The sequence below is a fragment of the Prochlorococcus sp. MIT 1318 genome (genome assembly GCF_047304505.1).
Classification (GTDB): domain Bacteria; phylum Cyanobacteriota; class Cyanobacteriia; order PCC-6307; family Cyanobiaceae; genus Prochlorococcus; species Prochlorococcus marinus_D.
On record NZ_CP138958.1, the window covers coordinates 389226 to 410203 of the forward strand.

Here is a 20978-nt window from a genome sequence, read left to right on the forward strand (position 1 = left end):
TGATTGATCCTTGCATCATTCGTTCTCGTGATCAGTTACTCGTTAACCCCTTGCTGATGATCGAGCTCTGATGCCGCAAGGCCATGGCTCGAGCAAAACGCTTACTGCCGACTGGCTGCAGTTTTCACATCACGCTGCGATGCAATAGCAGGCAGTGCTTGATTGCTAAAGCCCTGAGGCGTGATGTGTTGTTGGTGGTACTTAAAAAGGCCCAGCAGAAGTTTGCCGTGAGGGTGTATGGGCTCTGCCTGATGGCTAAACACCTTCACTTATTGCTTAAACCATCGGAGGAGAGGGAGACCACCTTGCTCTTACTTTATGTGTTTGTAATTATATTTTCAATTATACGCTATAATTAGCCTAGGAGATTAAGTGATGAACAACAAATGAATGAGAAGTATTCTGATCACGCAGATAAAACAAAAATGCCGACGCCAGAAACTCTTAAGCAAGTATGTCAACCTGAGGAGCGGGTTTTAGGCAGGGCTGATGATGGCAGTGTAATGGAGTTTATGCTTCAAACTGAGCATGGCAATACCTACTTGTGCCGTTTCCCCCCTGGCTTTATTTCACATGCTGCCATTCAATTATGTACAGAAGAAATATGGTATTTTATTCAAGGTGAAGGGGTGTTTTGGATAAAGCATGAAGGCATTGAAAAACATGTGAATTTTAATGCTGGCACCGCGTTACATGCACCTTGCGGTGGAGCGATGCAATTTCGTAATACTGGACAGTTGGAAGCTGTAGCGCATGTAGTGACCATGCCTCCATGGCCTGGTTCAGATGGTGCTAAATTAACCAAAGGCCCATGGGAAAATGTTTGATTCAGCTCTCTAAGTAGTTGTCTGACTCTCGCAGGTGTCTTGCATCAGATAGCGTTCGCCCCTGCAGGTTATGGCGTTGCTGGCCCATAGTGGGTTGAATACTAACGACCAAATAATGCCCCGTGCAACGGGGTATTAAATACCACGGGGCGCCCACTCCAAAGCTGCTCCTAAATGCCACTGGGGGAGTCGCATGCTTAAACGATTGGTGAGTAGTGCAAGAACTACAAACAAGAACAAGAGGGTTTCACCAGGCCAACAACGATTGCCTTGGGATTGGGATGTTCGGCTTAATCAAATCCCTGAGGATTGGCATCAACTTGTGGTGAGATTTAGAAAAATAAATGGAATCAGAGATGGTGATATCCAGTTCAGATTCTGATGATTAGTAGAGGAAATATAGATATTCGCTAGAGGCGAAAAGTTGATGGTTAGCTTTTCAGTAGCGCATGACTATTCTCAGAGCCTGCTTCTATCAACTACACGCCTTTACAAGCATCTTATTGGCAAGAAGGTGCCAGGTATCTTTAGCCTTCAAATCGGCCACAAGGCGGCCCCAAATGCTCTGTGATCTTTTTGGTCGTCCTTGTGCTATGCGCCTCTTAAAGCCCCTTTTTAGCCTTCCGTACGGGCACACTCGGCGTGCCTATTAACGTTAAAACTGGGTGCAAATAGGGGCAACTAGAACAGGTAGGCCCAACCTGTCAGTTTTAGAACTTCCTAGTCCAGGACATTAAAAAACCCCTCAGAGAGGGGCTTTTAAGTGGTGGCGGGGGGGGGATTTGAACTCCCGACCTTCGGGTTATGAGCACGAAGAACTATGGTCAGATCCATTGGTATCAGATGGCCGAAAAAATGACCGTGGCTCCAAACCGTGGCTGCATACTTGCCCCCTCCCCACTCTGGCCGGGGATCAGCTCTCTTGCCCTTAGCTATTCCCGGCAGCTCATCACCAGGCAGCAGCGAGTGCCTTAAGACTGCCGGTAGCCATCACTCAAAGCTGATGACCAAGTTTCTCTGCCACGGTGTTGACATCCTTATCGCCACGACCAGAGCAATTGATCACCACTTCTGTTCCAGCGGCGAGCGTGGGGCAAAGCGTCTCTAACCAAGCAAAGGCATGGGCCGTCTCCAGGGCAGGAATAATTCCCTCTAATTCACTCACCAAGCGCAGGGCATCCAAAGCCTGCTGATCGCTAACAGCGGCATACTCCGCCCGACCAATCTCACATAAGTAGCTGTGTTCTGGACCCACTCCCGGGTAGTCGAGGCCGGCACTAATCGAATGGGCTTCTTGCACCTGACCTTCATCATCCTGAAGCAACAAACTCATCGCTCCATGCAAAACGCCTACTCGACCCTCGGTGATTGTTGCCGCATGACGACCAGTTTCAACACCATCACCAGCAGCTTCAACTCCAATCATGCGCACAGAGCGGTCCTGCACGAAGGGATGAAACAAACCCATGGCATTGGACCCTCCACCCACGCACGCCAAGAGAACATCAGGCAAGCGACCGAAAGCCTCAGCACACTGCTGCCTGGCCTCCTGACCAATCACGGCATGAAAGTCTCTAACAAGCATCGGATAGGGATGGGGACCAGCCACCGAGCCAAGGATGTAATGGGTGCTCTCCACATTGGTGACCCAATCACGAATCGCCTCACTCGTCGCATCCTTCAGAGTGGCCGTGCCTGCAGTTACAGGCTGCACGGTGGCTCCAAGCAGACGCATGCGGAACACATTCAACGCCTGACGGCGCATGTCCTCAGCACCCATGTAAACAACACACTCAAGGCCAAAGCGGGCACACACCGTGGCCGTGGCCACGCCGTGTTGACCCGCACCTGTTTCGGCAATGATCCGCTTTTTACCCATGCGTAACGCCAACAGAGCCTGACCCAAAGCGTTATTGATTTTGTGAGCACCGGTGTGATTGAGATCCTCACGCTTAAGCCAAATCCTGGGGCCTCCGTCTGAACGGCAGTAATGAGCTGTGAGTCGCTCAGCCTCATAAAGCGGCGTCGCCCGACCCACATAACGACGCAGCAACCGATCCAACTCAGCAGTAAAGGCAGAATCTTTCCATGCCTGCGCAGCTGCTTGCTCCAGTTCAGCCAAGGCAGGCATCAAGGTTTCGGGAACATACTGGCCCCCATATCTGCCGAAACGCCCCTGGGCAGAAGGTCGCGCACTCACAGCGAGGTCCGCATCTTTGGGCTGAGAGGGCAGAGTGCTGGTCACCGGTACGCCAGGCAAGAACAACACCAGCCTAGGAATCGAAAGAATCACCCCAAGCAGCAAAGAGTGCTTTCGTTTGAAGCCGCAAAGTTAGAGGGAGTCTTTGCCAGCCAACTCAACGGCGCCAAACGCACGAGGCATTGAGGATTGCCAGCAAGGCAACTCCTCCATCAGCAAAGACAGGCGACCAAAGAGTTGCCGCACCAAAGGCAGCCAAGGCGATGAACAGCCCCTTCACGCTCAGGGCCATAGCGATGTTTTGCAAAACAATCCGCCTGCTGCACTTGCCGATATCAATCGCCTTGGCGAGCTGAGAAGGGGCATCGCTCATGCTCACCACATCAGCGGTCTCAATAGCGACATCAGAGCCGAGTGCTCCCATCGCCATGCCTACATCAGCGCGAGCAATCACCGGTGCATCGTTCATGCCATCGCTCACAGACGCCACGGTGCCCCCAGCTTGATGGCATCTGCAATCAGGATGCGGCCGCTGCAATTGGAATCAGCTCTCTACTCACGCTGAATTCCTTCGCGTTAGCGCTGCAATCGTTGTTGCAGCAACCATCCAGCAGAGCATCACCAGCAGCCATCGGATCGCGGAGTTGCATCTGATCACCTCGAAGATGGCATGCAAAAACACCAACCCCCGTACATTCACAACATTGGCGATCAGACAATGCCCCGAGGTGGCTGGCAGGAATTCACAGGCCCAGGTGGTTTTTCAGGGCAATCCAGAGCGATGGAGCGCCCCGATGTCAGCCAAGCCAATCCCAAGGAGCAGCAAGCTGTACGGGTGCAACGCACACGCGGGGGCAAGCGTGGCAAAACAGTGACCCAGATCACTGGGCTTGAACTCCCCGCGGCAGAAGCCAAGGAGTTGCTCAAACGCCTGAAGGCCCGCGCTGGCACAGGCGGAACAGTCAAAGACGATCTACTCGAGCTACAGGGCGACCAGGTGACCCTGGTGATGGACTTCCTGCAAAGCGAGGGCTTCCGTCCCAAACAAGCTGGTGGCTGAAAGGAGCTGACAGATCAGCTAGGCGGAATGGAGAATGGCTGCCCAATCAACATCAAGACCATGAGCTCTGCCCCGCAAGGAGATACAAACCCCAAGGGCACGAACATTGTCTGGCATGAAGCCTCCGTAGACCGTCAATCGCGAGCACAACAACGCGGCCACCGCAGTGCAATCCTCTGGTTCACTGGCCTATCTGGTTCTGGCAAAAGCACCCTTGCCAATGCAGTGAATGCTGCCCTTTTTGAGCAAGGTCTTGCCACCTATGTCTTAGATGGCGACAACATTCGCCATAGCCTTTGCAAAGACCTCGGCTTCTCCGACTCAGATCGAGAGGAGAACATTCGCCGCATCGGCGAAGTTGCAAAGCTCTTCCTCGATGCTGGTGTCATCGTGCTCACCGCTTTCGTCTCCCCCTTTCGAGCTGACCGAGACAAAGCCCGCAAGCTTGTAGATGTTGATGATTTCATCGAAATCCACTGTGCAGCAGACCTAAGCATTTGCGAAGAGCGAGACACCAAAGGGCTCTACGCCAAAGCCAGGGCAGGCGAAATCAAAGATTTCACCGGTATTTCAAGCCCCTATGAAGAGCCTGCGTCACCCGAACTAAAGGTCAATACCGGTGAACAGAGTCTGGAAACGTGCGTTGAAATCGTGCTCAAGACTCTGCTGGATCGAAAGGTGATTCCCGCCAAGCATCAACCAGTGTCTTAATGCAACTCGCCACGGGAACGGCCAGCAATAACCCCAAGAGCTGACCAAAACCAAATAATGCTCCTGTTCTGGCACCAATCGGCAAAGCAATGAGCAACCAAGCAGGCTGCAAGCCAACGATGCTTCCCATCAGGCGAGGTTGGATCACTTGATCCACAATCTGACCAACAGCGATCGCAGCGGCCAAAATCTCTAGGCCCATGCGAGGGTCCTGTAATGCGAGCAGTGCACTAACACCAACAATCGTGATCGCACTGGCGTAGGGGATCAAAGTCGTAAAACCAATTAAGACCGCAAATAACACTCCAAAGGGAATGTCTAGCAGCGTAAAAACAGCGATTTGGCCTCCGCTGAGAATCAATGCAAGCAAGACCTGCCCAGCAAAATAACCACGGAATGTGCCCGTGATCGTATCGACAACAAGCTCCCTCCATTGATCCGGCAACCAACGAGCCAGCCCTGCAGTAATTGGATCGCCCCCCAACAAAAGAAACACTGCCAAGACAAGCACCAACAACGTGTTGATGGTGATGCCAAGAGTGGCTCCAAGAATGCCGAGTAATTGCTGACTCAACTGAGTCGCCACGCGGCTCAATCGTGTCAGTAGATCACTGCTGAAGTCTCCAAATTCACTGGGCAAGCCCCGAGCCGAAGCCCATTCCTGCAGCCGTGTCACCCAACCTTCTGCAGCCACAAGCCAGCCGGGTAATTCATTGATCAACTGACCAAGCTGATCAATCAAACGGGGCACCAGAGCAACACCCGCCAACACCAACAAACCCACCGTCACAACGGCTACCACCCCAATAGCCAACCAACGGGACAGACCACGCTGATTCAACCAGCGACTGGGGATATCTAGCAAAAATGCAATGAGCGCTGCCGTGACAAACAGACCAGGGAATGGGGCTAAAGGCAGTAGTAACTGACGCAGCACCCAAAGGTTGAGGGCAAATAGAGGTAAAACCAGGCTGAGCCGCAACCAGATAGGGAATACCAATGGCCCAAGCATCAGAGAACTCTCGTTGAGACCCTCAGCAGATCAATCGCTGGCGCCAAGCTTGGCTCCTCGCAAAGAAGCCTGCCACCAAAAGGCAAGCCAGCAGGCAATGCCAACAAACTTAAAGCCCTCTTCAAACAACTGCACTGTGGCGTAGCCAATGGGTAAAGACTCCTGGAAGCGATCACTCAACACCGAGAGGCCCAACAGCAAGGCCGCCGCCAGGAAAGCCACACCATCAGCCTGGAGCACAAGCTGACGAAAGCGCAACAAAATGATCACGGCAAGAACGGCATAGAGGATGTAGTAAGAACCCTCGTGCCCTAACACGTGGCGATCATGCAGCAAGAAGAGATCGTCGAGGCAAAGCGTGGTGGAGAAGATTCCTCCTACGAGCAACAGCTGACGCCAACCACGCTGAACAACCAACCCCGAAAAACAAGCAAAAAAACTAATCGCCGCAGCCGCAGCCCAAAGCAGAATGCCCAAATTGGACAGCATGCCCACACCAATTGGGTACTTGCAGGTCTGCATCAGGTCACGCACAACCAACCCGGGCTCAATGCCAGCGGCAACCGCAAGGGCGAGAACAACGACATAAACGATCAGAGCCGGAACAACGGCAAAAGCCAGAAGACGGGCCACTGGATGACTGAGCATCAAACCTCAATACGCAATGATCAAGCCGGGACCATACCCATGGCTTCATCAGAGTTGATCAGTTCCAACAAGACCGTCACATCTGCCCCAAATAAGCCTCACTGCCAAGCTCCAACAAGCGAGCATCCTTGGCTACCACAGCATCGTGAAGATCCTGGCGGTAGGCCCTCAACCGCTCTGCAAGCTGTGGATCACAGATCGCCAGGATCTGAGCCGCCAGCAAGCCAGCATTAAGCCCTCCGCCAATCGCCACTGTTGCCACAGGGATTCCCCCAGGCATCTGCACAATCGAATGCAGGGAATCCACCCCGGAAAGAGCTCTACTCTGCACAGGTACTCCAATCACTGGCAGCGTGGTCAGTGACGCCACCATGCCCGGCAAATGAGCAGCACCGCCGGCACCTGCCACGATCACCTTCAAACCTCTCTGATGAGCCTCCTTTGCAAAGGCCACCATCTCAAGGGGCGTACGGTGCGCAGAAAGCACACGCACCTCCACCTTCACACCGAACTCCTCTAAGACGGTGACAGTCGGTTGCAGGGTTGGCAAATCAGAATCACTACCCATCACCACAGCCACCTGCGGCGGCGATTCAGCAGCTGCCAAAGGCACAGGCAGAGAAGCAGAGGTCACGATGAATAATGACGACAATGCCATGGTCCCGCACTAGCACCGCCTGGCCACCTCCCATGCATCGGATCACCCACATCCGCCTGCCCCAACCTCTCAACAAAGCCGTGGACACCAAGCTGTGGTGGATGGCCGTAGATGAACACGAGCGGGTGCTCAGTGTTCAACCCATGGCAGATGGCTCTGCCATGGACGGGGAGAGCTGGCAGGGCGACTGGCTCAGCCCCATGGGCATCGATCTACAAATCAATGGAGGGCTTGGATTGGCCTTCCCAGAGCTCACCGCCAAAGACATTCCCCAGCTCCTGAAGCTGCTCGACAGACTCTGGCAAGACGGTGTACAGGCAATCTGCCCCACGCTTGTGAGCTGCGGGGTAGCAGCCCTGCGTCAATCTTTAACGGTGCTGCATGCAGCCCGAGAACAACACTGCCCGCAACGCTGTGAACTACTGGGGGCCCACCTTGAAGGCCCTTTTCTGGCAACGGCACGCCACGGCGCCCATCCCCTGGAGCATCTCTGTGCTCCGAGCCTAAGGGCACTGGATGAACGCATTCGCGGCTTTGAGCAAGACATCAGTTTGATGACCCTGGCTCCAGAACTGCCCGGATCATCTGAAGTGATTGAACGACTCAGGACCCTAGGCATCGTGATATGCCTAGGGCACTCGAACGCAGATGGGGAAGCATCTGCCGATGCCTTCTCCCAGGGAGTTGGAATGCTGACCCACTCCTTCAATGCCATGCCCGGTCTTCACCATCGTGCAGCTGGCCCGGTGGGGGAAGCCTGCATGCATGGAGAGATCGCTATGGGACTAATCGCCGATGGAGTTCATGTTGACCCCACCATGGCGGTGCTATTGCAAAGACTGGCACCACAACAGCTGGTACTTGTGAGCGATAGTCTCGCTCCCTACGGCCTCAAAGATGGCAAGTATCGCTGGGATGAAAGAGTTCTGCTGGTCGAAAAAGGAACCTGTCGTTTGGAAGATGGCACTCTGGCAGGAGTCACATTGCCGCTCCTGGAAGGGAGTCGACGTTTAGCTACTTGGAGTGGTGAACCTGCCGCGGCCATCTGGGCTGCCACCATGGCCCCTCGTCAAGTAATGGGCAATGGCCGCCCACTGCATGAGCGACTTGTGAATCAGCCCTTAACAGACTTACTCCGCTGGCAGTGGAAACCGGATACTGAAGAGCTGATCTGGAAGCATGCTGCTTAAGATCCCGATCGTCTGAACCCAACTCAATGGCCATGGAACAGCGCCAAGAGCTCAAACAGGCCGAAAAAACTGAAGTAGCCAACTACTTCAACGGAACAGGGTTTGATCGCTGGAATCGCATCTACAGCGAAAGTGATGACGTCAATAAAGTGCAGCGCAACATCCGCATCGGCCATCAAAAAACGGTGGATGATGTGCTCGCCTGGCTTCAGGAACGCGGTGATCTGAGTGCCATGAGTTTCTGCGACGCCGGCTGCGGGGTAGGAAGCCTCAGCCTTCCTCTGGCCGCAATGGGGGCTGGATCAATTGCCGCAAGTGACATTTCCGCCGCCATGGTGGCCGAAACCAAACGACGCGCTGCAGATGCAGAGCTGGATCTAAGCCGACTAACCTTCACGACCTCCGACCTCGAAAGCCTGCAGGGTTGCTTTCACACCGTGATTTGCCTGGATGTTTTCATCCACTACCCCCAACAGGCAGCTGAAGAGATGGTCCGTCACCTATGCGGACTCACACAAGAAAGTTTGCTAGTGAGCTTTGCCCCTTACACCCCTCTACTAGCGCTACTCAAACGCATTGGCCAGCTGTTCCCAGGGCCTAGTAAAACCACTCGCGCGTATACCCTTCGCGAAGACGGCATCATCAAAGCCGCAATGGGCTGCGGATTCGAACCCATCCGCAGCAAACTCAATCAGGCTCCATTCTACTTTTCACGACTAATTGAGTTCAAGAAAAGTTAGAATCACAGCCAAATCTTCTGGCAAAAACAATAGGGGAAGACAATATCTATTAAACTCAATCAAGCTTAAATTGGCTAAACAAGTTAACATCAACTGACACTACATCTCCAGGCTTGACAAATGCGGTGCCCACCAGCCCAGTATAAGAACCACCCTCGCCAATAACTGAAAGCCTATCGCTCTTAGGAAAGATGTTGGCAAGAACAAGATCAATAGAACCGGATTGATTAATAGCTTTCCACTTGCTAGCGCTTAAACCAAGAGAACCCAGGCCTCGTAACTGAAGATTGCCTTTCTTCAACTTAAAAGTTCCCTGAAAATGGGTCACAAAAGTCTGCCGCCGATCATGCCCCAAAGCCTGGCTCATCACAATCTGCTCAACACCATAAAAGGTTGATTGCGACTGAGCACAAGCAGCATCCTCAGAAACATTAAAAACATAGGTCATATGATCTCCAACTGAAATTTGTCCGTCCTGGTTTGCATCAGAGAAAAACGTAGATTTTATTTTACAGACTAATAATTGCAGGTCCAATCTTTCAGGCTGCAACACTTGATGCTGGCGCACAGAATTAAAAGAGCAACCGGCAATTCCCATCAAAGAGCATGCAATCAGCAACCCACGCTTCAACATCAACAAGTCACGAGCTCTTGGGGATTCAACGAGCACCCTAACTGGTGAAATAGGCGCCGCTCATCTTTCCGTCTTCATCTTGAGGCGCCGCGGCGAGCAGGCTGTAAAGCCATGCAGACGGTTGCGATAGGGCACATCCAGAAGCCTGTGAGCATGAAGACAATAACCACCATCACCTGGTGTTGCTGCTGCAGAAATCTGCCCATCAAAACCGTAGAGAGGGTCGCCAATCAAGGGCGAACCAATCGCTGCCAGATGGATTCGGATTTGATGCGGACGCCCAGTGTGAATTGCGACCTCCAGCAAATCTGCATCCTGACGTCGCTCCAGCAATCGCACAGTTGACAAGGCTTTAAGAACACGAGATTCAGACTGCTTTGAATCATGTTGCCGAGATGAATCAGCAGCAACCCAAACCTTGCCCACCATGGGGTGAGCCGTCTGCACAATCGGGACCCTGATCGTGGCAACCTCATCGCAATGGACATTCAGATTGCGGTGCGCCAAAGCGCGATAAATCTTCTTGCAGCCTTGATCACCGGCAGTGGCACGACGAAACATCGCTGAGAGTTTCGCTCGAGTCTCCCTTTGCCTAGCGCAGATCAACAGTCCCGATGTAAACCGTCCCAGGCGATGCACCGGCCTTGGCAGCCGAGACTGCCCATCCAGCTGACAACGACGTTGCAGCAGCCCCGTCAGCGTGTGATCAAGGAACCCCCCACCTGGGATCACCGGCAACCCTGAAGGCTTATTGACGACCAGCAGATCGCCATCATCAAAAATCACCTCCCAGCTCGCCGGAACCGCAGCTTCCAGCCATGGAGGGCGCTGCCAACACACCTGATCACCTGAGGCGAGCAGCTGATCCAATCGCACCAGCTCGCCATTCAGCCGAATCTGCCCCGCCTGCAAACGCTGTTGCCATACATCTCGACTCGAGTGGGTGTAATACACCGCAAGCAACTCCACCAACCCTCGACCAGCATCCACAGCAGCAATGCGTTGGCTGTAGGTCCAGCCATGGTTGAAGCTGGCTGAAAGCCAATCCGCATCAGACACGCCATTGAAGCCTGCCAATGGTCATGTCACTAACTGGTTTTCCAAGGCATAACGAACCAACTCAGTGCGACTTGACGTGCCCGTTTTGATGAACAGACGACTCACATACTTCTCAACATTGCGAATTGATGTCTCCAACTTCCGAGCGATCTCCTTATTCATCAACCCCTCAGCCACCAATTGCAGAACACTCGCCTCCCGCGGCGTGAAATTATGAAGCGCTACATCCTTGGATGAACTGCCATCACCATGGGCAAGCATGGTGCGAATCTCTGTGATCTGCCGGGCCATCTGACCCACATCAGTATCCGCGAAACGAGCTGCTTCCCGAAGAAGGCGATCTTGCCGACGAACCACGTTGCGAACACGAGCCACCAACTCCTCAGGGTCAAAGGGTTTAGGGATGTAGTCATCCACCCCAGCTAGATAACCCTCGGTGCGATCGGCCGTCATCCCCTTAGCAGTGAGAAAAATCACAGGAGTGCCACCCAAGCGCTCGTCCTCCCGCATCCGCTTAAGCAGTCCATAGCCATCACAACGCGGCATCATCACATCACTGATGACCAAATCAGGCAGCATCTCTTGAGCCTTCTGCCAGCCATCGTCTCCATCGACAGCAGTGGCGACCTCAAATCCTTCATCCTCCAGATAAGCCTGCACCGCAGTGCGCAGTCCGGGTTCATCATCAACCAGTAGTAACCGCGGAGACGGGGCAGCCTCCACATTCTGGGGAAGGGTCTCACTCATGGGCCAACAGGATTGCAAGCTGCAAAAATCTAGAAGCGATCGCCCCAACAGTCCTAAAGCGATAGGGACCTCAACGGACTGGTCCGACCAAGACTTCTTGGGATTCAACTAACACGGTTGAATAACCGAGTGATAGAGCTTTATCTTTCAGATTGGTTGGATCTGTGCCGCCCAGCTCTGGGACACAAGCCGCCCACCACACAAGATGGTCCTCCCGATTCGCTGGGTTCACAATCCCCCCTGGATTAAGACGACGCACATACACCGCTCTGCTATCACGGGTGATCCGTAGAGGTTCTTCGGTGCTGCAGCTCACTGACTCCGTGTGAACGTTGAGGTCATATGACCACTCCTGCCAAAGCTTGAAGCGGCGCAGATCCTGATCAAACTTATCCGTCTTGAGCGCATACATCCCCAAGAGATAGTCGCCACCAACATCAGGGCGCTTAATTAACACCACCAAATTGGCAGGCCGACTCTTCTTCATCTGCTCAATAACCTCCTGAGGCTCAATAGCCTGTGAAGGGCGGAGACATAACAAAAACAAGGCCGTGAGGCTCAGACCAACGATCCTGAAAGAACGACGCATGCGCGACAGAGCAACGGAACTTTCCACCATGCTGCCAAGCCTTTCCAGTGGATCCCTAAGACAATCCCCCCTTTGCTTGGATTATCAGGCAACCACACCCTGTGCTGCCGAGGTTGTCAAGGCCATGGCCGCCTACTGGAGCGAGGACTGGGGAAATGCCTCAAGCCGCCAACATCGCTCTGGATTGAAGGCCGCAGCCACAGTGAGCCTCGCTCGAGAGCAACTGGCCTGCCATCTGCGCGTCACACCGCAACGAGTGATCTTTACGAGCGGTGCCACAGAAGCTAATAACCTGGCGCTAGTGGGCCATGCCAGGGCAAAAGCAGAACAACGCGGAGCACCAGGCCACCTGATCACGCTGGTTACTGAACACCACGCCGTACTCGATCCGCTGCGCCAACTGCAAAAGGAAGGTTTCCGACTAACCGAACTACAACCAGGGGCTGATGGTCTACTGCGACCGGAGCAACTGGCTGAGGCATTTGAAAACGACACGCTGCTCGTGAGCGTGATGGTCGCCAACAATGAAACGGGCGTCATCCAACCCCTAGCAGAGCTGTCAGAGCTTTGCCGTAAGCGGGATGTGGTTCTGCATAGCGATGCCGCACAAGCCTGTGGTCACGTCGATCTCGATGCAGATGCTCTCGGGCTCGATCTGATCAGCATCAGCGGCCACAAGCTTTACGGCCCTAAAGGGATCGGCGCACTCGTCGTACGTCCTGAAGTGCCAATCAAACCCTTGCAATGGGGTGGGGGCCAAGAGCAGGGCCTAAGGCCTGGGACACTACCCGTGCCATTAATTGTGGGCTTCGCGAAAGCCGTAGAACTAGCCATGGAGGACATCACCAGCCGCCAAGACAAGCTCTGCACGCTGCGCAATCAACTCTGGGATCGTTTACGAGAACGCCTCCCCGATCTCATCCTCAATGGATCGCTAGAGCACAGGCTGCCTCACAATCTCAACATCACAATTCCAGGAGTGCGCGGCACCAGCCTGCATCAACAATTGCGACCGCTTATTGCTTGCAGCAGCGGCTCTGCCTGCAGCCAAGGAGCCCCATCCCATGTGCTGATGGCCTTAGGTCGCACATCAGCTGAAGCGGAAGCCTCGCTTCGACTGAGCTTGGGTCGCAACACCTCAAGCGAAGAGATCACTCAGGCTGTGGAGTCGATTAGCAATGTCGTGACCGACCTGAGAGCTGGATAGCAACAACTGCCTCACAATCAATGTCGCAGTTTCAAAAAATCCTGAGCAAAACTGTTACTGCGGCTAGTTTTTAATAAAATCTGTGTATTAGACGGTGGCAACTACTCCAACCGGCTCCAGCCTTCAGGTGCTCAAAGCCGTCGAGGACGGCTGGAACGCCTTCTGTAAAGCTCCCTGGAGTTTTTTGCTTTTCCAAATCCTGGTGGGGGTGGTAACGCTCCCCTTCATCGGCATTGCCGTGCTTGGCGGTACTCGCATCGCCGCTGTCAAAGAAGTTGCATGGTTACACCCAGTCCTCGGTTATCTACTGCTTGTCGTTGGCCTGATCGGTTACATCATCGTGGTGCTATGGGGAATTGTGGGACTAATCCGAGGCGCTTGGACAGCACTCGATGGTCAAAAGCCTGACTTCGCAGTCTTTACACGTTGGGATCAAACCTCCAGCTGGCGGCTACTCGGCTCATTGATTCTTTATATCGTCGTGGTAGCTGTTGCCTCGGTGATTGCCTACCTGATAGGCCTGGGGCTCGGCCAGATCAATCAAGCCCTAATCGTGATTCCAAGCATTGCCCTAGCAATCTTTGCAATCTGGTTCCTGGTCACCCAACAGTTCCTCGTTCAAAACAGCCTGCTTGGCAGCAAGAACTCAGCCAATGCATTACGTTCTGGTATCGATGTGATCAACCCTTCCTGGTGGATCGTGCTCTGGCTGCTGATCGTGGAGGCTGTGATCCATGCCATCGCCGCCACCTTCCACTATGGAGGCCTCTTCGTGATGGTTCCTGCCATGGTTTGCATCTCAACTGCGGCCTACCGTCAGTTGTTCGGCAGCACAGACAACACTGGCCTGCTTAAGCCCAACTGAGCAGCAAAAAACCAGCGATGCCGAGTAGCGCCAAAACGAATTGGGCTACTCGGCTCACCAATAAGCCAGCCACCACTGCAAGACCGACCAGCGCACCACGACGAGCTGCAAGCAACCATCCAAGAGCTAACGGAGGTTGACTAGCCGTCAACGTTTCCACCAAAGCAGCACCCAGCCAAGGTCCAAAGAGAGCCCCTAGCAATGGGCCTCCAAAAGGCAAAGCCGGCAACAAACCCACCAAGCCAAACATCAGCCCCAATACAGCACCCAAAACTGCCCAGCGGCTTGCGCGTAAACGAGCAGAAGCAAGAGCTACCGCTAACAGATCAGCAATAAGGCCAAGTAAAAAAACAATGCAGGCCAATCCAAGGCTGAGCCAACCTGCACTCCAGCCCACATGCCAAACCCATAAACCAGCACCGAGTGGCAACCACAACAAACTCGGTAGCACCGGCAACAATGCTCCAGGGAGAGCTAGCAGTTGCACTGCAAAAGCCCACCACCAGATTGGATCAGCGGGCATCGGCAGTCATCGCTTGAGGCAAGCGGCACGCGAACCGACACTTTGCACTACGGCTGCGTGGATTGGCAGCGATCTCCATCTCACTGGCCACCACAGGCTTACGGGTTAGCCGCTCCAGGCGCTGATCACGCAAGAAAGCGGTCTTGACACGACGGTCTTCGAGGGAATGAAAGCTAATCACAGCGAGCAAACCACCTGGGACTAACCATTCAGGGGCCTTTTGCAAGAAGCGATCTAAGGCATCCAATTCATCATTCACAGCAATGCGCAGAGCCTGAAAAGTACGGGTGGCTGGATGTATACGACCACGACGGGCCTTCGGCGGATAGCAACCAGCCACCGCATAAGCCAAAGCGGCGGTGCCGGCATAAGGTCCTTGCTCTGCCAGATCGTGCTTAATGCGCCGGGCGATGCGACGGGACAAGCGCTCCTCGCCATAGGCATAGATGAGATCTGCCAGCTCGGTTTCTTCGAGACGCCCAATCAGCTCAGCCGCCGTTTCGCCCACCTGGGGGTTCATGCGCATGTCGAGCGGACCATCGAGGCGAAAACTAAAACCCCTTTGCGCCACATCCAGCTGAGGACTGCTTACTCCCAAGTCAGCCATCACCACCACTGCCGGCTCGGCAGGGCTGAAATTAACAAAATTAGTCGCCACAATCGTGACGCGATCTCCAAATAGCGCCAGCCGGTCAGCCGCCGCCGCACGAGCCGTTGGGTCTTGGTCCAAACCGATCAGACGGAGATCTGGATGACGTTCCAACAACAAAGCACTGTGGCCGCCACCGCCAAGGGTGGCATCAATCATCAACCCACCATCGAGCAACTCTGCAGGCAAAGCAGCGACACGCTGCGACACGGCATCTGCCAGTACGGACAGATGCTTGAAACCTGAATCAGAGTTAATGGACGAATCGGGCATGGGTTCCTTCCTAAGATCCCGCTAACGCTCTGCAACTCAAGGCCCCATGTCGCAGCTGGAAACGCGTACGGAGCCAATGGTCGTCAACTTCGGCCCCCATCATCCCTCGATGCATGGAGTGCTGAGGCTGGTGGTCACCCTCGACGGTGAAGACGTGGTGGACTGCGAACCGGTGATCGGTTATCTCCATCGGGGCATGGAAAAAATTGCCGAAAACCGCACGAGTGTGATGTTCGTGCCCTACGTGAGCCGCATGGACTATGCAGCCGGAATGTTCTACGAGGCGATCGTGGTGAACGCTCCGGAGCGCTTGGCCAACATCTCTGTGCCGAAGCGAGCCAGCTACATCCGCGTATTGATGCTCGAGCTCAATCGCATTGCCAACCACCTGCTCTGGCTTGGCCCCTTCCTGGCTGATGTGGGTGCCCAAACACCCTTTTTCTATATCTTCCGAGAAAGAGAAATGATCTACGACCTGTGGGAAGCCGCCACAGGGCAACGATTGATCAACAACAACTATTTCCGCATCGGTGGCGTCGCCTGTGATTTGCCCTGGGGATGGCTAGAGAAATGCCAAGACTTCTGCGACTGGTTTGGTCCCAAAATCGATGAGTACGAAAAACTAATCACCAACAACCCAATCTTCCGTCGCCGCATCGAAGGTTTGGGCGCCATTGGACGAGATGAGGCAATCAACTGGAGCCTTTCGGGGCCGATGCTGCGGGCTTCAGGAGTGCCATGGGATCTACGCAAAGTGGATCACTACGAGTGCTATGACGACTTCGATTGGGATGTCGCCTGGGAGAAAGAAGGCGATTGCTATGCGCGCTATCGCGTTCGGATCGAAGAAATGCGCCAATCGCTGAAGATCCTGCGCCAGGCCTGCGAGATGATCCCAGGAGGGCCAACAGAAAACCTCGAAGCTCAGCGAATGGCGGAGGGTAAGACAAGCCCCTTTATGGGATTTGACTATCAATACGTCGCCAAGAAAGTTGCACCCACCTTCAAGATCCCTAATGGTGAGCTTTACACCAGGCTTGAGTCAGGCAAAGGAGAAATCGGCGTCTTCCTACAGGGCAATAATGACGTCACACCGTGGCGTTTCAAAATCCGCGCTGCTGACCTCAATAACCTGCAAATCCTTCCCCATATCCTCAAGGGAGCGAAAGTCGCAGACATCATGGCGATCCTTGGCTCCATCGACGTGATCATGGGCTCTGTGGATCGCTAAGGCACAAGGCACTGAACGGTTTTCTGCGACGGATCCAACGGGCTGGTTATCTACTGCCTGCAACACTCACTGGCTGCCTGTGGATCAAGGGTGTACATCCATCGCTACCAGGCTGGCCCTGCCCACTCAGAGCTCTCACCGGCATTCCCTGCCCAACCTGCTTCCTTACTAGGGCCACGACTGAAGCACTACATGGAGATCTGCATAGCTCAATGCAATGGCATGCTTTTGGGCCAGTGGTGGCAGCAATGTTGATCGTCTGGTCGGTTCTGGCAATCCAGCAGCGCAGATTGATGCCCTTTGCGATCCACGCTTGGCATTGGATCGTGGCAGCCATTGCGTTGATCAGCTACTGGCTCGTGAGAATTGGCCTGAACTTTGGCCTAGAAATGCAAGCATTCCCTATGTACTGAGGAATCCACAAAGAGCAAAAGACAAGAAAAGTTTTGAGCTGATGCGGAGCCTTTTACTGAGATCGAAATAGATACTGACTAGTTCAATCTTGTCCAAATCAACCAAGCTGCTATCACCAATCCATTTAGCCCTAATGTTAAGCCAATCGTGATATAAGCGAAGACATTACCTGCTGCATTCTTCTCCCCGTTGAGATTGACTCTCATGACTAGCCATTAGGGTTCAAAGTAAGTATATGATTTCGAGAGACTGACAGTATTAACACCTCCTCATTGACAGCATTAATTCTGATAACTATACATGGGCCACTTGTCCAGTCCATTAAAAATGTTCTTCTTTGGCTTAGATGGCTTGCCTGCCTTTACTCAGCAGACCTGTTACATCATCAGTTCGTTGGTGTAAGTAGTGGTCTTTTATGTATTTCATCCTGCTGTCAGGATCCTCTACAGGAAGAGGAAGAGGAACACTGACTTTAAACCACATATTTGATTAAACCGATAACATCACCAACCAGGGATTGTCCAGCAGATCAATCGCTAGCGCATCCACAACACTCAAACGATTACAGCAGCTACCAATAAAATCTGCCGGCATCACCCCATCACAATGATGATGGTGCTCTTCGCCTGCGACCAGAATCCCAAACATGAATCCAGAAAATTGGTTATTGCTGCGCCGCGTGGTGCGTTTTGGCGATACTGATGCCGCCGGCGTGATGCATTTCCATCAGCTATTCCGCTGGTGTCATGAAGCATGGGAAGAAAGTCTTGAGCAATATGGCCTAACCACCGCAGAGATCTTTCCTGGCAGCCGCAACTCTCAGGCCACACCAGAAGTGGCCTTGCCGATCATCCACTGTCAAGCAGATTTCCGCAGGCCGATTCACACCGGAGAAGCCTTGGTTGTAGAGCTACGCCCAGAGCGACTCAATCCAAACAGCTTCCAAGTTCACTTCGAATTCCGCTGCGAAGACCACATCGCAGCTCACGCTCTCATCCGCCATCTAGCGATCAATGCCGAGACACGTCATCGCTGTGCACTACCAGAAGGCATTGATCGCTGGCTAGAGGCTTCTGGTGTGGGAAAGATTGACTCAATCTGACCCACGCCAACGCCCCCAACTGCAGCGGTAAAAAACTTGCCATCAATGCAAAAGGATGAAAGGCATCCTGTGGCATAGACGCGAAGATACTACAACTCATCAGAGCGGATCCTGCAAGCATCAGCCGTGGCAATATGCGCATTGAACTAACACTCATCAGAACCACTCCTTGTCACCATCAAGATAAATCTCTTTAAATTCTTGCGGTGTTTGTGTTAAATAAATAATGCCCTCAATTAAACCTATAACTTGCATGACTGCATATGCGATCCCACAAGTAATAGAGCCTCCCGCAAGCGAAACTACCAACATAATAATCGCCGGATTATTCTTGCCTAAGACAAATTTATGAATCCCTAAAGCGCCAAGAAAGATCCCTAGCAAACCCGCGGCTAATTTCTTATTACTAAGCTCAGCATCAGAAAGACTGGCCATAGTCAAAACTCTGTACTTTCCGCTTCTAGCAACCGCAACCATTGCTGCCAATGGCCCCGTTGCCATTTTCCATTCGCCATCGGAGCAAGCATTGGACAAAGCCGCCAATGCATCGGCCGATCGGCAGGCGGCCAGTCGGCACAGAGATGGCGTAGTTGCTTGATCAAATCCTCTCCATTCGCTCCAGCAGCAGGACGCACAAGCGCCACCAAGCGTTGACCCCATTCCCTGTCTTCAACAGCAAGCAGCAACACAGCCTCAAGAGGCAAACCAACCGCCGCCACTTGTAAACGGGCCTCCAACTGTTCAGGGAACACCGTTTCACCACCAGAGTGAATCGCCCCATCCAAACGGCCATCGATATGGAGCCGAAGCTGGTTGCTCTCAGTGATCAAGCAACCAGCATCTCCAGAGGTCCACCAGCCTTGCTGATCTCGAACATCCTCCAAGCCCTCACCCAACCAGCGCGCCAACGCCAACCGAGCTGTGCGTACCTGCAGAGCGCCTGATTGCGTCAACTGCAGCTCCACATCTTCAAGCAGTGATCCACAGCCCGTCGCACCCGCCAGGAAATCCTCAGGCGCGAGCGCTGTCACCATCGCCGCCGTCTCAGTCGCTCCATAGCAGGGTGCCAAGCGCAACCCTTCGGCCCGTGCCGCTTTCATCAGCACTGGCGAAAGCACTGCTCCACCAACCCAAATCACAGCACAAGCTTTCAACACACGCACACCAGCGTTATGCGTCAACAACCGCTGCAGTTGTGTTGGCACCAAAGAGATCAAGATCTGTTGCTCTCCCCATCCCGGCAACGACCCACACAACTGCTCTAAAGCGTCTGGATCCCTCATCAAGCCAGGCTGTAGCCATGCATGCCCAACTCGCCAACAACGACTACGCCACCAAGACATCAAGCCACTAACGTGATGCAACGGCAAAGGATTAAGCAACATGCATTGCTGCAGGTCGTAACCCTGCTGCTGGAGCCATTGAGCTGTGGCCGAAGCTGATAAGTCGAGATGGCTACAAGGCTGCAAACAGTGCTGCTGTCCGCCGGAGGTGCCTCCACTTGCGACCACCACACCAGGACCATCAGGCAAAAGAGTCCTAGGGATCAAACCGCTAGTTCCAACGGGCGGCAGCAGTTGCACCCAATCGCCTTGCTCCAAGGCCTGAGCGAGCTGCAAGGCCCTTTGCTCAGCCTGAGCGGGATTACAACGCAGGGCAACCAACTCCCTCATGCCGCCGCCCAGACCACTTCGGGATCAGCGCTAAATAAAGGTCCATCAGGGCACCAACCCGGGGCCAGGCCAGGAGCCACTGGTGTAGGGCCCTGATGCTGCAAAGCAGCGAGATGGTGGAGCCAACGCCGACCAATACCGGTTTCAAAGGCCGTGCTCAACATCCGATAGCCCACACCCTCCTGCAGCAGCCTCAGCAGAGGTCTTGGATCACCGTCTAAGAGCGGACGCCGCACCTGCCAGCCAGACCATGACTCTCGCAGTGATGGCTCAAGCACAAGCGACTCATCAAGAGCCACGGGAACCTGTTGAGCCAAAGCTCTTAACCCCTCAAGATCACTAGCAGGCAAAGGTTGTTCCAACCATTCCAGCCTCGGATCCTGCAGACATCGCTCCACCCACCAGCTGACCACACTGCGATCCCAACCGCCATTGCCATCAAGCCTGAAGCGCGCATGGTCTGGCAGCCGCTCCAACAATTGCAACAAGAGGCGCCGCTCCAGTGCATCTGGAGCGACCGCCACCTTCCACTTCACGGTGAAGGGATCAGCGGCTGAGGGATCCATCTCAAGCATGGAATCCAAAGCCTTCAAAAGAGCCTGCCCCGCCGGCAACAACACAGCCGAGGCAGGCGCAGCAAGCCAACCGCCTGTTGCCACAGACCCCACGAGGCCATCCAATTCCGCCAAAGCTGCACCCACGCCAAAAGCCAAAGGCGCAGGCCAAAACGCCATTCCATCCTCCAACTCCAAACGCGTTGGTGCCAAGCGCAGCTTGGCCAAACAATCTCCGCAGGCCTTTAAACCAGCCGCATCCATCGGAGCCACCTCCCCCCAACCACAACGACCCGCGCAATCCTCCAATCTCAGCAACCAACCCTGCCGTTCTTCAACAACCCCCTGAGCCGTCTGCAACACCCGACTCAAACGAAATGAAAACGGTTTGCTCTGAAACTTGAGAGCCATC

27 protein-coding genes and 2 pseudogenes are annotated in these 20978 nt (G+C 53.8%); 13 read left to right on the forward strand and 16 right to left on the reverse strand.

The window, feature by feature from the left end:
• The first annotated feature begins 83 nt into the window (after nucleotides 1-83).
• The 3 genes from SIB66_RS02095 to SIB66_RS02105 all read left to right on the forward strand — a co-directional run bounded on the left by SIB66_RS02095 (nucleotide 84) and on the right by SIB66_RS02105 (nucleotide 1802).
• Entirely contained in the window at nucleotides 84-359 is a 276-nt protein-coding gene (locus SIB66_RS02095) for a transposase (protein WP_413410244.1), read from the forward strand.
• A 27-nt stretch (nucleotides 360-386) separates the two neighbouring features.
• A complete protein-coding gene (locus SIB66_RS02100) occupies nucleotides 387-827 on the forward strand; it encodes a hypothetical protein (RefSeq protein ID WP_063407433.1) in 441 nt (146 codons plus the stop codon).
• Nucleotides 828-1631: 804 nt separating this feature from the next.
• Nucleotides 1632-1802, forward strand: a complete 171-nt coding sequence (locus SIB66_RS02105; protein WP_236070387.1) for a hypothetical protein — start codon at nucleotides 1632-1634, stop codon at nucleotides 1800-1802.
• Nucleotides 1803-1821: 19 nt separating this feature from the next.
• Here SIB66_RS02105 and trpB read toward each other — a convergent pair whose 3' ends face one another.
• The 3 genes and pseudogenes from trpB to SIB66_RS02120 form a co-directional block, all read right to left on the reverse strand.
• The gene (trpB, locus tag SIB66_RS02110) at nucleotides 1822-3072 is read right to left on the reverse strand and encodes a tryptophan synthase subunit beta (protein ID WP_063407694.1); all 1251 of its coding nucleotides are present in this window, start codon (nucleotides 3070-3072) and stop codon (nucleotides 1822-1824) included.
• A gap of 112 nt (nucleotides 3073-3184) precedes the next feature.
• Nucleotides 3185-3517, reverse strand: a pseudogene (locus SIB66_RS02115) (heavy metal translocating P-type ATPase); the annotation flags it as partial.
• A gap of 28 nt (nucleotides 3518-3545) precedes the next feature.
• Entirely contained in the window at nucleotides 3546-3746 is a 201-nt protein-coding gene (locus SIB66_RS02120; protein WP_063407435.1) for a hypothetical protein, read from the reverse strand.
• Between SIB66_RS02120 and SIB66_RS02125 the strand changes: the two genes are divergently transcribed.
• Entirely contained in the window at nucleotides 3746-4087 is a 342-nt protein-coding gene (locus SIB66_RS02125) for a translation initiation factor (RefSeq protein WP_063407436.1), read from the forward strand. The two genes, SIB66_RS02120 and SIB66_RS02125, sit on opposite strands and share 1 nt — an antisense overlap.
• Nucleotides 4088-4147: 60 nt before the next feature.
• Complete coding sequence (gene cysC / locus SIB66_RS02130) at nucleotides 4148-4798, forward strand: adenylyl-sulfate kinase (protein ID WP_236070389.1); 651 nt, start codon at nucleotides 4148-4150, stop codon at nucleotides 4796-4798.
• Here the strand turns inward: cysC and SIB66_RS02135 are convergent.
• The 3 genes from SIB66_RS02135 to purE form a co-directional block, all read right to left on the reverse strand.
• A complete protein-coding gene (locus SIB66_RS02135; RefSeq protein ID WP_063407438.1) occupies nucleotides 4743-5810 on the reverse strand; it encodes an AI-2E family transporter in 1068 nt (355 codons plus the stop codon). The two genes, cysC and SIB66_RS02135, sit on opposite strands and share 56 nt — an antisense overlap.
• Before the next feature lie 30 nt (nucleotides 5811-5840).
• The gene (locus SIB66_RS02140) at nucleotides 5841-6458 is read right to left on the reverse strand and encodes a hypothetical protein (protein ID WP_063407439.1); all 618 of its coding nucleotides are present in this window, start codon (nucleotides 6456-6458) and stop codon (nucleotides 5841-5843) included.
• 76 nt (nucleotides 6459-6534) lie between these two features.
• Entirely contained in the window at nucleotides 6535-7026 is a 492-nt protein-coding gene (gene purE, locus SIB66_RS02145) for a 5-(carboxyamino)imidazole ribonucleotide mutase (protein WP_063407696.1), read from the reverse strand.
• Between the two features lie 122 nt (nucleotides 7027-7148).
• Here purE and SIB66_RS02150 point away from each other — a divergent pair, with 122 nt between their 5' ends.
• Together SIB66_RS02150 and bchM are read left to right on the forward strand one after the other, a co-directional pair.
• The gene (locus tag SIB66_RS02150; protein ID WP_063407695.1) at nucleotides 7149-8306 is read left to right on the forward strand and encodes an N-acetylglucosamine-6-phosphate deacetylase; all 1158 of its coding nucleotides are present in this window, start codon (nucleotides 7149-7151) and stop codon (nucleotides 8304-8306) included.
• 26 nt (nucleotides 8307-8332) lie between these two features.
• Nucleotides 8333-9046: a magnesium protoporphyrin IX methyltransferase gene (gene bchM, locus SIB66_RS02155; protein ID WP_063407440.1), complete on the forward strand. Its 714-nt coding sequence runs from the start codon at nucleotides 8333-8335 to the stop codon at nucleotides 9044-9046.
• Nucleotides 9047-9101: 55 nt separating this feature from the next.
• Here bchM and SIB66_RS02160 read toward each other — a convergent pair whose 3' ends face one another.
• The 4 genes from SIB66_RS02160 to SIB66_RS02175 form a co-directional block, all read right to left on the reverse strand.
• Nucleotides 9102-9644, reverse strand: a complete 543-nt coding sequence (locus tag SIB66_RS02160; RefSeq protein WP_413681360.1) for a dockerin — start codon at nucleotides 9642-9644, stop codon at nucleotides 9102-9104.
• Nucleotides 9645-9740: 96 nt separating this feature from the next.
• Entirely contained in the window at nucleotides 9741-10739 is a 999-nt protein-coding gene (locus tag SIB66_RS02165; protein ID WP_236070391.1) for a pseudouridine synthase, read from the reverse strand.
• 21 nt (nucleotides 10740-10760) lie between these two features.
• Entirely contained in the window at nucleotides 10761-11486 is a 726-nt protein-coding gene (locus SIB66_RS02170) for a response regulator transcription factor (protein ID WP_063407698.1), read from the reverse strand.
• A gap of 70 nt (nucleotides 11487-11556) precedes the next feature.
• Entirely contained in the window at nucleotides 11557-12105 is a 549-nt protein-coding gene (locus tag SIB66_RS02175; protein ID WP_063407442.1) for a hypothetical protein, read from the reverse strand.
• Between SIB66_RS02175 and SIB66_RS02180 the strand changes: the two genes are divergently transcribed.
• Nucleotides 12104-13282: a cysteine desulfurase family protein gene (locus tag SIB66_RS02180; RefSeq protein WP_063407443.1), complete on the forward strand. Its 1179-nt coding sequence runs from the start codon at nucleotides 12104-12106 to the stop codon at nucleotides 13280-13282. The two genes, SIB66_RS02175 and SIB66_RS02180, sit on opposite strands and share 2 nt — an antisense overlap.
• A 94-nt stretch (nucleotides 13283-13376) precedes the next feature.
• Nucleotides 13377-14147, forward strand: coding sequence for a hypothetical protein (locus tag SIB66_RS02185; protein ID WP_063407444.1), 771 nt, complete (start codon nucleotides 13377-13379; stop codon nucleotides 14145-14147).
• On the opposite strand, the gene SIB66_RS02190 is transcribed toward SIB66_RS02185, so the two are convergent.
• Nucleotides 14134-14670: a DUF456 domain-containing protein gene (locus tag SIB66_RS02190; protein ID WP_063407445.1), complete on the reverse strand. Its 537-nt coding sequence runs from the start codon at nucleotides 14668-14670 to the stop codon at nucleotides 14134-14136. The two genes, SIB66_RS02185 and SIB66_RS02190, sit on opposite strands and share 14 nt — an antisense overlap.
• Nucleotides 14660-15592: a 16S rRNA (cytosine(1402)-N(4))-methyltransferase RsmH gene (gene rsmH, locus SIB66_RS02195; RefSeq protein WP_063407446.1), complete on the reverse strand. Its 933-nt coding sequence runs from the start codon at nucleotides 15590-15592 to the stop codon at nucleotides 14660-14662. Before rsmH ends, SIB66_RS02190 begins: the two co-directional genes overlap by 11 nt.
• 46 nt (nucleotides 15593-15638) lie before the next feature.
• On the opposite strand from rsmH, the gene SIB66_RS02200 reads away from it, so the two are divergent.
• The 3 genes and pseudogenes from SIB66_RS02200 to SIB66_RS02210 all read left to right on the forward strand — a co-directional run bounded on the left by SIB66_RS02200 (nucleotide 15639) and on the right by SIB66_RS02210 (nucleotide 17307).
• Complete coding sequence (locus SIB66_RS02200) at nucleotides 15639-16823, forward strand: NAD(P)H-quinone oxidoreductase subunit H (RefSeq protein ID WP_063398754.1); 1185 nt, start codon at nucleotides 15639-15641, stop codon at nucleotides 16821-16823.
• Nucleotides 16824-16966: 143 nt separating this feature from the next.
• Nucleotides 16967-17026, forward strand: a pseudogene (locus tag SIB66_RS02205) (DUF2752 domain-containing protein); the annotation flags it as partial.
• A gap of 14 nt (nucleotides 17027-17040) precedes the next feature.
• Nucleotides 17041-17307, forward strand: a complete 267-nt coding sequence (locus SIB66_RS02210; RefSeq protein ID WP_063407447.1) for a hypothetical protein — start codon at nucleotides 17041-17043, stop codon at nucleotides 17305-17307.
• A gap of 419 nt (nucleotides 17308-17726) precedes the next feature.
• Here the strand turns inward: SIB66_RS02210 and SIB66_RS02215 are convergent, their stop codons facing one another.
• On the reverse strand, nucleotides 17727-17885 hold the full coding sequence (locus tag SIB66_RS02215; protein ID WP_236073836.1) for a hypothetical protein: 159 nt from the start codon (nucleotides 17883-17885) through the stop codon (nucleotides 17727-17729).
• On the opposite strand from SIB66_RS02215, the gene SIB66_RS02220 reads away from it, so the two are divergent.
• The gene (locus tag SIB66_RS02220; protein ID WP_063407448.1) at nucleotides 17884-18339 is read left to right on the forward strand and encodes an acyl-CoA thioesterase; all 456 of its coding nucleotides are present in this window, start codon (nucleotides 17884-17886) and stop codon (nucleotides 18337-18339) included. The two genes, SIB66_RS02215 and SIB66_RS02220, sit on opposite strands and share 2 nt — an antisense overlap.
• A gap of 156 nt (nucleotides 18340-18495) precedes the next feature.
• Here the strand turns inward: SIB66_RS02220 and SIB66_RS02225 are convergent, their stop codons facing one another.
• The 3 genes from SIB66_RS02225 to SIB66_RS02235 are packed head-to-tail and all read right to left on the reverse strand — an operon-like array spanning nucleotide 18496 to nucleotide 20977.
• The gene (locus SIB66_RS02225) at nucleotides 18496-18774 is read right to left on the reverse strand and encodes a TM2 domain-containing protein (RefSeq protein ID WP_063407449.1); all 279 of its coding nucleotides are present in this window, start codon (nucleotides 18772-18774) and stop codon (nucleotides 18496-18498) included.
• Nucleotides 18775-18776: 2 nt separating this feature from the next.
• Nucleotides 18777-20012, reverse strand: coding sequence for an AMP-binding protein (locus SIB66_RS02230; RefSeq protein ID WP_063407450.1), 1236 nt, complete (start codon nucleotides 20010-20012; stop codon nucleotides 18777-18779).
• Nucleotides 20009-20977 carry an o-succinylbenzoate synthase gene (locus SIB66_RS02235; protein WP_063421982.1) on the reverse strand — a complete coding sequence of 323 codons (969 nt, stop codon included), beginning with the start codon at nucleotides 20975-20977 and terminating at the stop codon, nucleotides 20009-20011. The genes SIB66_RS02230 and SIB66_RS02235 overlap by 4 nt, the downstream gene beginning before the upstream one ends.
• Nucleotide 20978 lies beyond the last annotated feature (1 nt).